Here is a 12991-nt window from a genome sequence, read left to right on the forward strand (position 1 = left end):
TCAGTCACTCCCCGCGCTAGCGTCGGCGAGGGCGCTCGCGCCACCGACGATCTCGCTGATTTCCTGGGTGATGTCGGCCTGTCGGGCCGCGTTGGCAAGCCGCGTGAGCGACTTGATGAGGTCTTCCGCGTTGTCGGTCGCCGACTTCATCGCCCGGCGGCGGGCCGCGTGCTCGGAAGCGGCGGCCTGCAGCAGCGCGTTGTAGACGCGGCTTTCGACGTAGCGGGGCAGCAGCGCGTCCAGCACGCCCTCCGCCGACGGCTCGAACTCGAAGAGCGGCAGCGCCTCGGTCTTCGCCGGGCCGGCCGCGTCCTGCGACTCGCCGTCCCGCTTGAGCGAGAGCGGCAGCAGCCGCCGGTCGACCGGGTTCTGCGTCATCATCGAGACGAACTCGGTGAAGACGATGTGCAGCTCGTCCACCCCGCCCTGCTCGGTCTCGGCGAGCACCGACGCGATGAGCGGTGCCGCCACGGCCTTGGCGTCGGCGTACGAGGGGTTGTCGGAGAAGCCGGTCCAGGACTCGGTCACCCGGCGCTCGCGGAAGGCGAAGTACGCCACCGCCTTGCGGCCGACGACGTAGGAGTCGACCTCCTTGCCCTCCGCGCGCAGCCGCTCGGTGAGCCGCTCGGCCGCCTTGATCGCGTTGGACGAGTAGCCGCCGGCCAGTCCGCGGTCGCTCGTGATGAGCAGGACCGCGGCCCGGGTCGGGTGCTCGGCCTCGGTGGTCAGCGGGTGCCGGGTGTTGGAGCCGGTCGCCACCGCCGTCACCGCGCGCGTCAGCTCGTCGGCGTACGGGGACGAGGCCGCCACCTGGCGCTGGGCCTTGATGATCCGCGAGGCCGCGATCATCTCCATCGCCTTGGTGATCTTCTTCGTGGCGGTGACGGACCTGATCCGGCGCTTGTAGACCCGAATCTGTGCGCCCATGCGATCAGCCCTCGACCAGCAGCGCGCCCGAGGACGTCTCGAACTGCTTCTTGAACGCGGCCAGCGCCTCGGACAGCGCGTCGATGGTGCCGTCCTCCAGCTTGCCGGTCTCGACGATGCCGGTGAGCAGCGACTTGTGCTCGCGGTGCAGGTAGTCCAGCAGCTCGCGCTCGAAGCGGCGGATGTCCACCACCGGGACGTCGTCCAGCTTGCCGGTGGTGCCGGCCCAGATGGAGACGACCTGGTCCTCGATCGGGAAGGGCGCGTACTGGCCCTGCTTGAGCAGCTCGACCATCCGCTGGCCGCGCTCGAGCTGGGCCTTGGAGGCGGCGTCCAGGTCGGAGCCGAAGGCGGCGAACGCCTCCAGCTCGCGGAACTGGGCGAGGTCCACGCGCAGCCGGCCGGCCACGCCCTTCATGGCCTTGATCTGGGCGGAGCCGCCGACCCGGGAGACCGAGATGCCGACGTTCAGCGCGGGCCGCTGCCCGGCGTTGAACAGGTCGGACTCCAGGAAGCACTGGCCGTCGGTGATGGAGATGACGTTGGTCGGGATGAACGCCGAGACGTCGTTCGCCTTGGTCTCCACGATCGGCAGACCGGTCATGGAGCCGGCCCCCAGGTCGTCGGAGAGCTTGGCGCAGCGCTCCAGCAGGCGGGAGTGCAGGTAGAAGACGTCACCCGGGTAGGCCTCGCGGCCCGGCGGGCGGCGCAGCAGCAGGGAGACCGCGCGGTAGGCGTCGGCCTGCTTGCTCAGGTCGTCGAAGACGATCAGGACGTGCTTGCCCTGGTACATCCAGTGCTGGCCGATGGCCGAGCCGGTGTAGGGGGCGAGGTACTTGAAGCCGGCCGGGTCGGAGGCCGGGGCGGCGACGATGGTGGTGTACTCCAGCGCGCCGGCCTCCTCCAGCGAGGCGCGCACGCCCGCGATGGTGGAGCCCTTCTGGCCGATGGCGACGTAGATGCAGCGGACCTGCTTCTTCGGGTCGCCCGAGCGCCAGTTGTCGCGCTGGTTGATGATCGTGTCGATGGCCAGGGCGGTCTTGCCGGTCTGCCGGTCGCCGATGATCAGCTGGCGCTGGCCGCGGCCGATCGGGGTCATGGCGTCGACGGCCTTCAGGCCGGTCTGCATCGGCTCGTGCACCGACTTGCGCTGCATGACGGTGGGCGCCTGCAGTTCGAGGGCGCGGCGGCCCTCGGTGTCGATCTCGCCGAGGCCGTCGATCGGGTTGCCCAGCGGGTCGACGACCCGGCCCAGGTAGCCCTCGCCGACCGCGACGGAGAGCACCTCGCCGGTGCGCTGCACCGACTGGCCCTCCTCGATGCCGTCGAACTCGCCGAGGACGATCGCACCGATCTCGCGCTCCTCGAGGTTGAGGGCGAGGCCGAGGGTGCCGTCCTCGAACTTCAGCAACTCGTTCGCCATCGCCGAGGGCAGCCCCTCGACCTTCGCGATGCCGTCTCCGGCAACGCTGACCGTGCCGACCTCCTCGCGCGAGGCCGCGTCCGGCTGGTACGACTGGACGAAAGTCTCCAGCGCGTCCCGGATCTCCTCCGGCCGGATCGTGAGCTCCGCCATCTGGGTTCCCTGCTCTCCTTGTTGGGCCCTGTATTCCTCACGGCCCAACTCGGGCCGCATTCATGCTTCTTGAGTTGGTAGCCTCAGCCGGCCATCCGCCGGGCGGCTTCGTCGAGCCGGTCGGCGATGGAGCCGTTGATGACCTCGTCGCCGACCCGGACCCGCAAGCCTCCGAGGACCGCGGGGTCCACGTCGAGGTTGAGGTGGACCGGGCGGCCGTAGATCCTGGCCAGTGCGGCGCCGAGGCGCTGCTTCTGCTGGTCGCTCAGCGGTACCGCCGAGACCACTTCCGCGACGGTCCGGCCCCGGCGGGCCGCGGCCAGCTTGGACAGGGATTCGATCCCGCCCTCCAGGCTACGTCCTCGCGGCGCGCTGACCAGCCTGACGACCAGCCGCTGCGTGACCGGATTCGCCCGGCCGCCGAGCAGCTTGTTCAGCAGGGCCGTCTTGGCCTCGCCGGTGGCGGCCCGGTCGGCGAGCGCGGCGCGCAGCTCGTGGCTGCCCGCGGCGATCCGCCCGAAGCGGAACAGCTCGTCCTCGACGTCGTCCAGCGCGCCGGCCCGCTGGGCGGCGATCAGGTCGGCCGTGTCGGCGAGCTCCTCCAGGGCGTCGGTCAGGTCGCGGGACTGGGACCAGCGCGAGCGGACCATGCCGGCCGTCAGGTCCACGGCCTCGCCGCCGACCCGGCTGCCCAGCAGCCGCCGGACCAGGTCGGCCTTGGCCTCGGCGGGCTGCGCCGGGTCGGTCAGCGCGCGCCGCAGGCCGCTCTCGCGGTCGAGCAGGGCGGTGACGGAGGCCAGGTCCGCGGCGAGCGCGGTCACGTCCACCGACGTGCTGTCGGCGAGCGTGTCCAGCTGCTCACGCGCCGCGGCCAGCGCCTCGCGGCTCGCTCCGTTCATCGCGCCGCCTCGGCGGACGCCGCGCTGTCCTCGAGTCCGTCGAGGAAGCGGTCGACCACACGGCTCTGCCGGGCGGTGTCCTGCAGGGACTCGCCGACCACCTTGCTGGCCAGGTCGGTGGCGATGCGGCCGACCTCCTGGCGCAGGGCGACGGTGACCTGGCGGCGGTCCGCCTCGATCTGGGCGTGGCCGGCGGCGATGATCGCATCGCGCTGGCGCTGGCCCTCCTCGCGCATCTCGGTGATGATCTGCGCGCCCTGCTCGCGGGCCTGCTCGGTGATCCGGGCAGCCTCGTGGCGGGCCTCGGCGAGCTGCGCCTTGTACTCCTCGAGCGTGCGGTTGGCCTCGGCCTGCGCCTTCTCCGCCCGCTCCAGCCCGCCCTCGATCGCGTCGTGCCGCTCCGCGAGGGTCTTCTGGATGTTCGGCAGCAGCTTCTTACCGAGGATGCCGAAGACGATGAAGAAGCAGAGCAGGCCGACAACCAGTTCCGCGGTGTCGGGGATGAGCGGGTTCTGCGCCCCCTCCTCCGCAAGGAAGGCCATCATGTCTGAACCTTTCGTCGAGTGGCTGCCGGCTGGGCGGCCGGGTCAGCTCTGGAAGATGAAGGGGACGACCAGGCCGAGCAGCGCGAGCACCTCGCAGAGAGCGAAGCCGAGGAACATGTTGGTGCGGATGACCGGCATGGCCTCGGGCTGACGGGCCATGGCCTCGATGGAGTGGCCGAAGACCAGACCGATGCCCACGCCGGGGCCGATGGCGGCGAGGCCGTAGGCGACCGCGCCCAGGCGGCCGGGGGTCGTGGCGGCGGCGAGGTTAACGAGCTCGGCAGACATTTCCCTGTCTTCCTTTGTGATGCGGTCCGATGGGGGGCTTCCCAGCGGAGGTGTGTGGTGGGTGTCCTGCGGGTGGTGCGGGTGCTGCGTGGCGGTTGCCTCGGGTGGCGTGCGGGCCGGTACGGCTCAGTGGCCCTCTTCGAGCGCGCCCTGGATGTAGATCGAGGCGAGCAGGGTGAAGATGTACGCCTGCAGGAACTGGATCAGCAGCTCGAAGGCGGTCATGAAGACCGCGAGGGCGAAGGAGCCGCCCGCCACCGCGGCAAGCGCGGACGGGGTGAGCAGGTACCAGCTGGCGACGCTGAACATCACGATCAGCATGTGGCCGGCGAACATGTTCGCCCACAGCCGCACCGCGAGGGTGAACGGGCGGGTGATCACGTTCTGGATGAACTCCAGCACCACGATCAGCGGGACCAGCGGCTTGGGCAGGCCCTCGATCCAGACCAGGTTCTTGATGCCCTTGCGGAAGCCGTGGGTCTTGAACGTCAGGTACATGTACGTGATGAAGACCAGCGCGGCCAGGGCCACCGGGAACGCGAAGCGCGAGGTGGGCGGGAACTGGGCGACCGGGATGATCGACATGATGTTCATGAACCACACGAAGAAGAAGATCGACGTGAGGAAGGGGACGTACTTGTCGCCCTTCTTGCCGATCACCTCGCGGGCGATGCTGCGGGCGACGAACGTGTAGCCGATCTCACCGACCAGCTGCAGCCGGCCCGGCACCAGCTTGGGCTTGTTGAACGCCGCCCAGAAGAACCCCACCACGATCAGCATGGCGATGATCGCGAGCAGCATCGGCTTGGTGAAGTCGAAGCTGCCGATGCTGAAGAGCGGCTTGAAGTCGAACGAGTTGAGGCCCGGAGCGGGGAATGCGCAGTCGTGCTGGATGTGGCATCCAGCTTCAGCGAGCAGCGTGTGGGCACTCACCCGTGACTCCTTCGTCGTGACGCATAAGTAACGGCAACCTTGTGTGTCAGCGCGGCTGGTGGGGCCGCTGTTCGGCACTGCGGTCGGGGCGTGGCGGCGAGGCCCGCGCGGTCCGCAAGGGGCCCGCATCGCTGCGCGGCCATCCGTCGTCCGTGCCGCGGGTGCGGTTCCGGTTCCGAATACACCGCAGGGCGCGGGGGCATGACCCTCTGCTCAAGTGATGCAGAGGGGCCCTCACGTCCGGATGCGACTCCGGACGATATCAGACCAGCGTGAAGGGCCCTTACCCAGCCCTCAGGTAGCATCGCGCGACCCCGTCCCGACCGCGTCCGCCTCCTGCGTGCTGCGCGGCGGGACCGAGGGTTCGGGATCGACGTAGAACATCCGGCTGGTCATGCTCTGCTTGATCTGCCCGCCCACCCAGGCGAGCGCGGTCACCAGCAGACTGAGGCCGAACGCGCGGCCGTTGAAGGCGCTGGTGTCCTTGAAGACGACGATGAAGACGCCGATGAGCAGGATCTGCACCGCGTAGACGAGCATCCCGGCGGACATGGCGACCTGCGGGTTGTTCTCGGTGATCCGCATCAGCGCGTACGAGCCGCCGGCGAAGAAGACGGCCACCACGGCCAGCGCCACCAGTCCGCCGACCAGCCCGTGGGTGCCGGCCAGAACGGCGCTGACCACGGTTGCGACGGCTCCGACCGGTCCGGCCACGAGGGCGGAGCCGCGGAGGATCCGGGCGTCGTTGGGCTGCATGGGGCGGCTCCTCCGGCGGGAGTTGGGGCGAGCGGGTGTCGTCGGAGACGAGCGGGGGGCGGGGCGAGGGTGCGCGTCTCGCCGGAAGACCGTCGTACTCGAGGTCTTTCGGCGAGTCCCCTGCTTTCGTGAACGGTATCACAAAGTATTTGATGCGGTCTTTACCATGGAGGTGTGCTGCCTGTCACAGGTTCACGCTAGCGACACGCCGTCCCTTTTGGGGGAGTTTGAGCCGGGCGCCTGCCCGGACCTCGGACGTGGCACCCGGCTCGAACTCCCGCTCACATGCTCTGGCCGCTGCCCGCGGTGGGGCGTTCGGGCAGCCGGGGCCGATCGCCGATCGCCGTCGCGCCGTTGAGCGCGGGCCGCTCGGCCGGGTCGGGGTTGCGCATCTCGCGCTCGGCGGCGGCCGCGGCGGCCTTCAGCCGGCGGCGGCGCCTGCGGTAGCGCGGCGGCACCACGGACTCCGCCCAGCGCGGGGCGTGCGGCCGGAACGTGGGCAGCAGCAGCACGACCAGGCCGACGGCGCTGAGCGCCACGATCACCAGCACGATCCACAGGCTGGAGGACGTCACCGAGAACGCGACGGCGGCGAAGGCGATCAGCGCGGCCCAGAAGTACATGATCATCACAGCCCGGCTGTGCGAGTGGCCGATCTCCAGCAGCCGGTGGTGCAGGTGGCCGCGGTCGGCGGCGAAGGGCGACTGGCCGCGCCAGGTGCGCCGCACCACGGCCAGCACCAGGTCGGCGGCCGGGATCGCGATCATCGTCAGCGGCAGCAGCAGCGGCATGTAGACCGGCACCATGAAGTGGACCGTCTCCCGGGTGGACCCGGTGAAGTCGGTGATGGCGTCGGGGTCCACCTGGCCGGTGATGGAGATGGCACCCGAGGAGAGCACCAGGCCGATCAGCATCGAGCCGGAGTCGCCCATGAAGATCCGGGCCGGGTGGATGTTGTGCGGCAGGAAGCCCAGGCACATCCCGATCAGCACCGCGGCGAACAAGGTGGCGGGCGCGGCCTGCTCGATGCCGTAGCCGTACCACATGCGGTAGGCGTACATGAAGAACGCGAGGGCGGCGATGCAGACCATGCCGGCGGCCAGGCCGTCCAGGCCGTCCACGAAGTTGACCGCGTTGATGGTGATGACCACCAGGGCGACGGTGAGCAGCGTGGACTGCACGGGCGTGAGGATCACCGTGCCGATGCCCGGCACCGGGATCCACAGGATCGCCAGGCCCTGGAAGACCATCACACCGGCGGCGATCATCTGCACACCGAGCTTGATCAGCGCGTCCACGCCCCACTTGTCGTCCAGCACGCCCAGCAGCCAGATCAGCCCCGCGCCCGACAGCAGCGCCCGCGGCTCGCTGGAGAGCTTGTAGACCGACGACAGGTTGCTCAGGTGGGCCGCCACCAGCAGGCCCGCGCACAGGCCGCCGAACATGGCGATGCCGCCGAGCCGCGGCGTCGGCTCGCGGTGCACGTCGCGCGCCCGGATCGGCGGCATGGCGCCCGCCGCGATGGCGAACTTGCGCACCGGTCCGGTCAGCAGGTAGGTGACCGCGGCGGAGACGCACAGGGTCAGCAGATACTCGCGCACGAGCAGCCTCCGACGGTCTCGGGAGTGCGCCGGGCTCGCGCACACGTCCGGGAGATCCTCACAGCGTCACACCCTAGTGGTGGCGGAGTGGCGACGGCGAACACCGGTCAAGACTCACAGGGACCCCGCGCGGTTGCGGCACCGGGGTTGCGGGCAGGTAACAAGGTCGCCCAACGCCCGCCGCCCGCGCGGCCGTTACCGGAACTGCCCCACTGCCGACCGGTTTGCGCCCGCCGCCTCGCCCGGCATCACTCCCCCGTCCCGGGCCCGCTTCGGCCGGAATTCGCCTTCACGGTCACCGCACGCGGCCGGCCGGTGACCGTGCGCGCCCCCTACACGGTGGCCGGAATCCCGGTCAGCGCGGTCGTCACCGGGTCGAGCGCCTCGTGGATCTCCTCGCCGATGCTGCGGAAGTACGACAGCGGGGCGCCGTAGGGGTCGTGCACCTCGTCGGCGTCCGGGCTCGGCGCCAGCAGCCAGCCGCGCAGCGCGGCAGCCGCCCGCACCAGGGCGCGGGCCCGCTCGGTGACGCTGCCCTCGGGCAGGGTGGCCGGGTCTATCGCCCGCACCAGGCGGGTGAACTCCTTGAGGGTGAAGGTGCGCAGGCCCGCCGCGTGGCCCATGGAGATCACCTGGGCCCGGTGGTCGCGGGTCGCGGTGAGCACCAGGTCGGCGTCGATGACGTGGTCGTCGAGCAGTTCGCGGCCGCGGAAGCCCGCGGCGTCGGCGCCGTACTCGGCGAGCACGGCGGCCGCGTGCTGCTCCATGGGCGCGCCCTCGTGGCCCCAGGTGCCGGCGGACTCCACCGAGATGGCGTCGGCCAGGGTGCCGAGCCGCTGGGCCAGCCCGTGCCGCATCAGCCGCTCGGCCATGGGCGAGCGGCACACGTTGCCCGTGCACACGTGCAGGACGCGCAGGACGTCGCGCCCTCCCCCGGGGGGCGCGCCCTGGTGCGCGAACCCCCCTATGGCACGCCCGTCGGGCGTGGTCAACTGCGCTCCTCCAGGTCGGGTACGACCTTGCGCAGTTCGTCCGCGCTGATCGCGCCGGCCCGCAGCAGCTTGGGCACGCGGCCGGTGACGTCGACGATGGAGGAGGGCACCGCGGCGGGGGTCGGGCCGGCGTCCAGGTAGACGGCCACCGAGTCGCCCAGCATGCCCTGGGCGGCGTCGCAGTCCTGCGGCGAGGGCATGCCGGTGAGGTTGGCGCTGGAGACGGCCATCGGGCCGGTCTCGGTGAGCAGTTCGATCGCCACCGGGTGCAGCGGCATCCGGACCGCGACGGTGCCGCGGGTGTCGCCGAGGTCCCACTGCAGCGACGGCTGGTGCTTGGTGACCAGGGTGAGCGCGCCGGGCCAGAAGGCGTCGACCAGGTCCCACGCCAGCTCGGAGAAGTCGGTGACGATGCCGTGCAGGGTGTTGGGCGAGCCGACCAGCACCGGGGAGGGCATGTTGCGGCCGCGCCCCTTGGCCTCCAGCAGGTCGCCGACGGCCTCCTTGTCGAAGGCGTCGGCGCCGATGCCGTAGACGGTGTCGGTGGGCAGGACGACGAGTTCGCCGCGCTTGACGGCGGAGGTGGCCTCGCGCAGGCCGGTGGCCCGGTCGGTCGCGTCCGCGCAGTCGTATCGCCGTGCCATCAGGGGACCTCCGTTGGGCTGTTGTGCTGCTGGTGCGGGTGGGGGGCGGGCCCGGTCACGGCATGGCCCTGCGGGCGGTGGTGAAGCGCGGGCGGTTGTTGAGGTCGGGGTGGTCGGCGGCGTCGGCCCAGCCGGCGTCCTCCTCGAAGATCCAGGGCACCTGGCCGCCCTGGGAGTCGGCGTGCTCGACCACGACGACCCCGCCCGGGCGCAGCAGCCGGTGGGCGGCGCGGGCGATGCCCCGGATGGCGTGCAGGCCGTCCGGCCCGGAGAACAGGGCGAGTTCGGGGTCGTGGTCGCGGGCCTCGGGGGCGACGTGCTCCCACTCGGTGAGCGGGATGTAGGGCGGGTTGGAGATGACGAGGTCGACCTGCCCGTCCAGGTCGGGAAAGGCGGTGAAGGCGTCGCCGTGCCGCAGGTCCACCTTGCTGCCCGCGGTGTTCTTGCGGGCCCACTCCAGGGCCTGTTCGGACAGCTCCACGGCGTGCACCCGCGAGCGCGGCACCTCCTGGGCCAGGGCGAGCGCGATGGCGCCCGAGCCGGTGCACAGGTCGACGATGAGCGGCTCGGCCACGTCCATCGCCCGCACCGCGTCTATCGCCCAGCCGACCACCGACTCGGTCTCCGGCCGCGGCACGAACACCCCCGGCCCCACCTGGAGTTCGAGGTAGCGGAAGAAGGCGCGGCCGGTGATGTGCTGGAGCGGTTCGCGGGCCTCGCGGCGGGCCACCGCCTCCCAGTAGCGCGCGTCGAACTCGGCGTCGGGGACGGTGTGCAGCGCGCCGCGCTTGACCCCGTGGACGAAGGCGGCCAGCTCCTCGGCGTCGAACCGCGGCGAGGGCACCCCGGCGTCGGCGAGCCGCTGGGCGGCCTGCGCGACCTCGGCGAGCAGCAGGTTCACGTCTCCCCTCCCGGTCAGCTGCCGTCGCCGGCCGCGGCGAGCTTGGCGGCGGAGTCGGCGTCCACGCACGCCTGGATGAGCGCGTCCAGGTCGCCGTCGAGGACCTGGTCCAGGTTGTACGCCTTGAAGCCGACCCGGTGGTCGGAGATGCGGTTCTCGGGGAAGTTGTAGGTGCGGATCCGCTCGGAGCGGTCGACGGTGCGCACCTGGCTGCGGCGGGCGTCGGACGCCTCGCGCTCGGCCTCCTCCTGGGCCGCGGCCAGCAGCCGGGAGCGCAGGATGCGCATCGCCGACTCCTTGTTCTGCAGCTGGCTCTTCTCGTTCTGGCAGGAGACGACGAGGCCGGAGGGCAGGTGGGTGATGCGCACCGCGGAGTCGGTGGTGTTGACCGACTGGCCGCCGGGCCCGGAGGAGCGGTAGACGTCGATCCGCAGGTCGTTGGGGTTGATCTCGACCTCGACCTCCTCGGCCTCGGGCGTGACCAGCACGCCGGCCGCCGAGGTGTGGATGCGGCCCTGGGACTCGGTGGCCGGCACCCGCTGCACCCGATGCACCCCGCCCTCGTACTTCAGCCGGGCCCACACGCCCTGCCCCGGCTCGTGCGAGGCGCGGGCCTTCACCGCGACCTGGACGTCCTTGTAGCCGCCGAGGTCGGAGGCGTTGGCGTCGAGGATCTCGGTCTTCCAGCCGAGGCGCTCGGCGTAGCGCAGGTACATCCGCAGCAGGTCGCCGGCGAACAGCGCGGACTCCTCGCCGCCCTCGCCTGCCTTGACCTCCAGGATCACGTCCTTGTCGTCGCTGGGGTCGCGCGGCACGAGCAGCAGCCGCAGCCGCTCGGTGAGTTCCTCGCGGTCCTTCTCCAGCTCCTTGACCTCGGCGGCGAAGTCCGGGTCGTCGGCGGCCAGTTCGCGGGCGGTGTCGATGTCCTCGCCGGTCTGCCGCCAGGAGCGGTAGGCCGCGACGATGGGGGTGAGCTCGGCGTAGCGCTTGCTGAGCCTGCGTGCGCCGGCCTGGTCGGCGTGCACCGACGGGTCGGCAAGCTGCTTCTCCAGGTCGGCGTGCTCGCCGATCAGTTCCTCGACCGCCTCGAACATCTTGGCTTCCCGAACGAGAGTAGGGCGTGCGGCCGGCGGGCGGGGCCCGGTGGCCAGGACGACAAAGCGCCGGTCCGGTCACCCTGGCGAGGGCGACCGGAGACCGGCGCGGATGAGGTCGCTACTTCTTGGCGGACCCGGCGTTCTTGCCGAAGCGGGCCTCGAAGCGGGCCACGCGGCCGCCGGTGTCGAGGATCTTCTGCTTGCCCGTGTAGAACGGGTGGCACTCGGAGCACACGTCGGCGCGGATCTGGCCGCTGCTCTCGGTGCTGCGGGTGGTGAACGAGGCACCGCAGGTGCAGGTGACCTGGGTCTCGACGTACTCGGGGTGGATGTCGCGCTTCAAGGGTGCTCCTAGGTTCGGGAGGGCGCCGGGTCGCAGCGGCGGGTTTGCCGATGCGTGAACCGGGGCCAGCGGACAAGTCTGCCAGCACTGCCCGCACCTTCCAAAACCGGATCGGGGCCGCGATCATTCCCGGGGCGCAGCCGCAGGTCAGGGGCGCTTGGGGGCGGGGGTGGGGGCGGGCCCGCTCTCCACCACCCGGCCGGTGTCGGTCCGGCTCGCGGCCGAGTCCTTGGTGGCGGCGGCCGGCACCGGCCGGTCGGCGCGCATCGCGGCCCACACCATGGCGGCCTGCCTGGGCATCGGCTCGACCCGGTTCGGGTCGGCGGGGTCGTAGCGCACCGGCAGCGTCACCATCTGCACATTGCCCGAGTGCAGGTGCTGCAGGCTCTGCGCCAGGCCCATCAGCTTGTTGATCGAGCCGAGGCCGGTGTCGGTGGTGACCGACCGGGTGGCGGTGTCGGCGACCGAGAACAGCTTGGCGGGGTTCGTGGTCAGGCCGAGGCCGCCGATGCGGTCCATGAGCGCCTTGAGGAACGCCTGCTGGAGCTGGATGCGGCCCAGGTCGCTGCCGTCGCCGACGCCGTGCCGGGTGCGGACCAGGCCGAGCGCCTGCTCGCCGTCGAGCTTGTGGGTGCCGGCCGCCAGGTCCAGGTGGCTCTTGGGGTCGTGGATGGCGGCCGTGGTGGTCAGCGGGACCCCGCCGAGGGTGTTCACCAGGTCCTTGAAGCCGGTGAAGTCGACCTCGACGTAGTGGTCCATGCGCAGCCCGGTCAGCTGCTCGACGGTCTTGACCGCGCACACCGGCCCGCCGACCTCGTAGGCACTGTTGAACATCGCCTGGGAGGCGGCCGGCACGGCGGCGCCCTTCGGTCCGGTGCACGCCGGGCGGGCCACCAGTGTGTCGCGCGGGATGCTCACCACGGTCGCTTTGCGGTGGCCTTTGGCCAGGTGGACGATCATCGCGGTGTCCGAGCGGGCGGTGCCGCTGTCGTGCCCGTACTCGCGGTTGGCGCCGGAGCGCGAGTCGGAGCCGAGCACGAGGATGTCGGAGGAGCCGTTGCCGAGCGGGGCGGGGCGGTGGCCGTGCAGGGCGCCGTCGATGTCCACGCTGTGGATGTTCGCGTCCAGCCGGTGGTACACGTAGCCCGCGCCGGCCGCCCCCAGCAGCACCACGCCGGCCGCGGACCAGGCCGCGATCCGCAGGCCGCGGCGGCGCCGCCGGGCCCGGCCGGCCCCGCTGGGGCTGGCGCCGGTGTGCGGCGGCTGGTGGTCCAGCATGGCGGCACCTCGGCTTTCCCGGACGGCTTGCGCGGGCGGTTGCGGCGGTCCGCGCAGGGGGTGTGGCGGGGATGTGCGGCGGGCTCCTGGGTCGTTTCCGGCTCGGACGTTCCATCGTGCGCCGCCTGCCGCGGTGCCGCCATCCGAGGGGCTCCGCACGGTGCCGGCCCGGTGGCCGCACAGGTCCCCCGAGGGCGCCCGCAGGCACACG

At 71.6% G+C, this 12991-nt stretch carries 14 protein-coding genes; all 14 read right to left on the reverse strand.

Annotated features, from left to right (window positions below; genetic code table 11):
• Positions 1-927 (reverse strand): F0F1 ATP synthase subunit gamma, encoded by a 927-nt coding sequence (locus tag BLR33_RS07005; RefSeq protein WP_093783406.1) that lies wholly within the window; start codon positions 925-927, stop codon positions 1-3.
• Between the two features lie 4 nt (positions 928-931).
• Positions 932-2503, reverse strand: a complete 1572-nt coding sequence (atpA, locus tag BLR33_RS07010) for a F0F1 ATP synthase subunit alpha (RefSeq protein WP_093783407.1) — start codon at positions 2501-2503, stop codon at positions 932-934.
• An 83-nt stretch (positions 2504-2586) separates the two neighbouring features.
• Positions 2587-3402: a F0F1 ATP synthase subunit delta gene (locus tag BLR33_RS07015; protein WP_093783408.1), complete on the reverse strand. Its 816-nt coding sequence runs from the start codon at positions 3400-3402 to the stop codon at positions 2587-2589.
• Positions 3399-3947 carry a F0F1 ATP synthase subunit B gene (locus BLR33_RS07020; RefSeq protein WP_093783409.1) on the reverse strand — a complete coding sequence of 183 codons (549 nt, stop codon included), beginning with the start codon at positions 3945-3947 and terminating at the stop codon, positions 3399-3401. Before BLR33_RS07020 ends, BLR33_RS07015 begins: the two co-directional genes overlap by 4 nt.
• 42 nt (positions 3948-3989) lie before the next feature.
• Positions 3990-4235: an ATP synthase F0 subunit C gene (gene atpE, locus BLR33_RS07025; protein WP_093783410.1), complete on the reverse strand. Its 246-nt coding sequence runs from the start codon at positions 4233-4235 to the stop codon at positions 3990-3992.
• A 126-nt stretch (positions 4236-4361) separates the two neighbouring features.
• Positions 4362-5168, reverse strand: a complete 807-nt coding sequence (gene atpB, locus BLR33_RS07030) for a F0F1 ATP synthase subunit A (protein ID WP_093783411.1) — start codon at positions 5166-5168, stop codon at positions 4362-4364.
• Between the two features lie 294 nt (positions 5169-5462).
• A complete protein-coding gene (locus tag BLR33_RS07035) occupies positions 5463-5924 on the reverse strand; it encodes a hypothetical protein (protein WP_093783412.1) in 462 nt (153 codons plus the stop codon).
• A gap of 281 nt (positions 5925-6205) precedes the next feature.
• Entirely contained in the window at positions 6206-7525 is a 1320-nt protein-coding gene (locus BLR33_RS07040) for an MraY family glycosyltransferase (protein ID WP_093783413.1), read from the reverse strand.
• A 332-nt stretch (positions 7526-7857) separates the two neighbouring features.
• Entirely contained in the window at positions 7858-8517 is a 660-nt protein-coding gene (locus BLR33_RS07045) for an arsenate reductase/protein-tyrosine-phosphatase family protein (protein ID WP_407639644.1), read from the reverse strand.
• Positions 8514-9161 carry an L-threonylcarbamoyladenylate synthase gene (locus BLR33_RS07050; RefSeq protein WP_093783415.1) on the reverse strand — a complete coding sequence of 216 codons (648 nt, stop codon included), beginning with the start codon at positions 9159-9161 and terminating at the stop codon, positions 8514-8516. The genes BLR33_RS07045 and BLR33_RS07050 overlap by 4 nt, the downstream gene beginning before the upstream one ends.
• Before the next feature lie 55 nt (positions 9162-9216).
• Positions 9217-10062: a peptide chain release factor N(5)-glutamine methyltransferase gene (prmC, locus tag BLR33_RS07055; RefSeq protein WP_093783416.1), complete on the reverse strand. Its 846-nt coding sequence runs from the start codon at positions 10060-10062 to the stop codon at positions 9217-9219.
• 14 nt (positions 10063-10076) lie between these two features.
• Positions 10077-11156, reverse strand: coding sequence for a peptide chain release factor 1 (prfA, locus tag BLR33_RS07060; protein WP_093783417.1), 1080 nt, complete (start codon positions 11154-11156; stop codon positions 10077-10079).
• A gap of 121 nt (positions 11157-11277) precedes the next feature.
• Positions 11278-11502: a 50S ribosomal protein L31 gene (gene rpmE, locus BLR33_RS07065; RefSeq protein ID WP_093783418.1), complete on the reverse strand. Its 225-nt coding sequence runs from the start codon at positions 11500-11502 to the stop codon at positions 11278-11280.
• A 147-nt stretch (positions 11503-11649) separates the two neighbouring features.
• A complete protein-coding gene (locus BLR33_RS07070; protein WP_093783419.1) occupies positions 11650-12780 on the reverse strand; it encodes an LCP family protein in 1131 nt (376 codons plus the stop codon).
• Positions 12781-12991 lie beyond the last annotated feature (211 nt).

Source organism: Actinacidiphila guanduensis, assembly GCF_900103985.1.
Lineage (GTDB): Bacteria > Actinomycetota > Actinomycetes > Streptomycetales > Streptomycetaceae > Actinacidiphila > Actinacidiphila guanduensis.

Coding starts and splice junctions, on each gene's coding strand:
- BLR33_RS07050 (WP_093783415.1), bottom strand. CDS start 9,161: ATGGCACGGCGATACGACTGCGCGGACGCGACCGACCGGGCCACCGGC.
- atpA (WP_093783407.1), bottom strand. CDS start 2,503: ATGGCGGAGCTCACGATCCGGCCGGAGGAGATCCGGGACGCGCTGGAG.
- prfA (WP_093783417.1), bottom strand. CDS start 11,156: ATGTTCGAGGCGGTCGAGGAACTGATCGGCGAGCACGCCGACCTGGAG.
- atpE (WP_093783410.1), bottom strand. CDS start 4,235: ATGTCTGCCGAGCTCGTTAACCTCGCCGCCGCCACGACCCCCGGCCGC.
- BLR33_RS07005 (WP_093783406.1), bottom strand. CDS start 927: ATGGGCGCACAGATTCGGGTCTACAAGCGCCGGATCAGGTCCGTCACC.
- BLR33_RS07035 (WP_093783412.1), bottom strand. CDS start 5,924: ATGCAGCCCAACGACGCCCGGATCCTCCGCGGCTCCGCCCTCGTGGCC.
- BLR33_RS07070 (WP_093783419.1), bottom strand. CDS start 12,780: ATGCTGGACCACCAGCCGCCGCACACCGGCGCCAGCCCCAGCGGGGCC.
- BLR33_RS07015 (WP_093783408.1), bottom strand. CDS start 3,402: ATGAACGGAGCGAGCCGCGAGGCGCTGGCCGCGGCGCGTGAGCAGCTG.
- BLR33_RS07020 (WP_093783409.1), bottom strand. CDS start 3,947: ATGATGGCCTTCCTTGCGGAGGAGGGGGCGCAGAACCCGCTCATCCCC.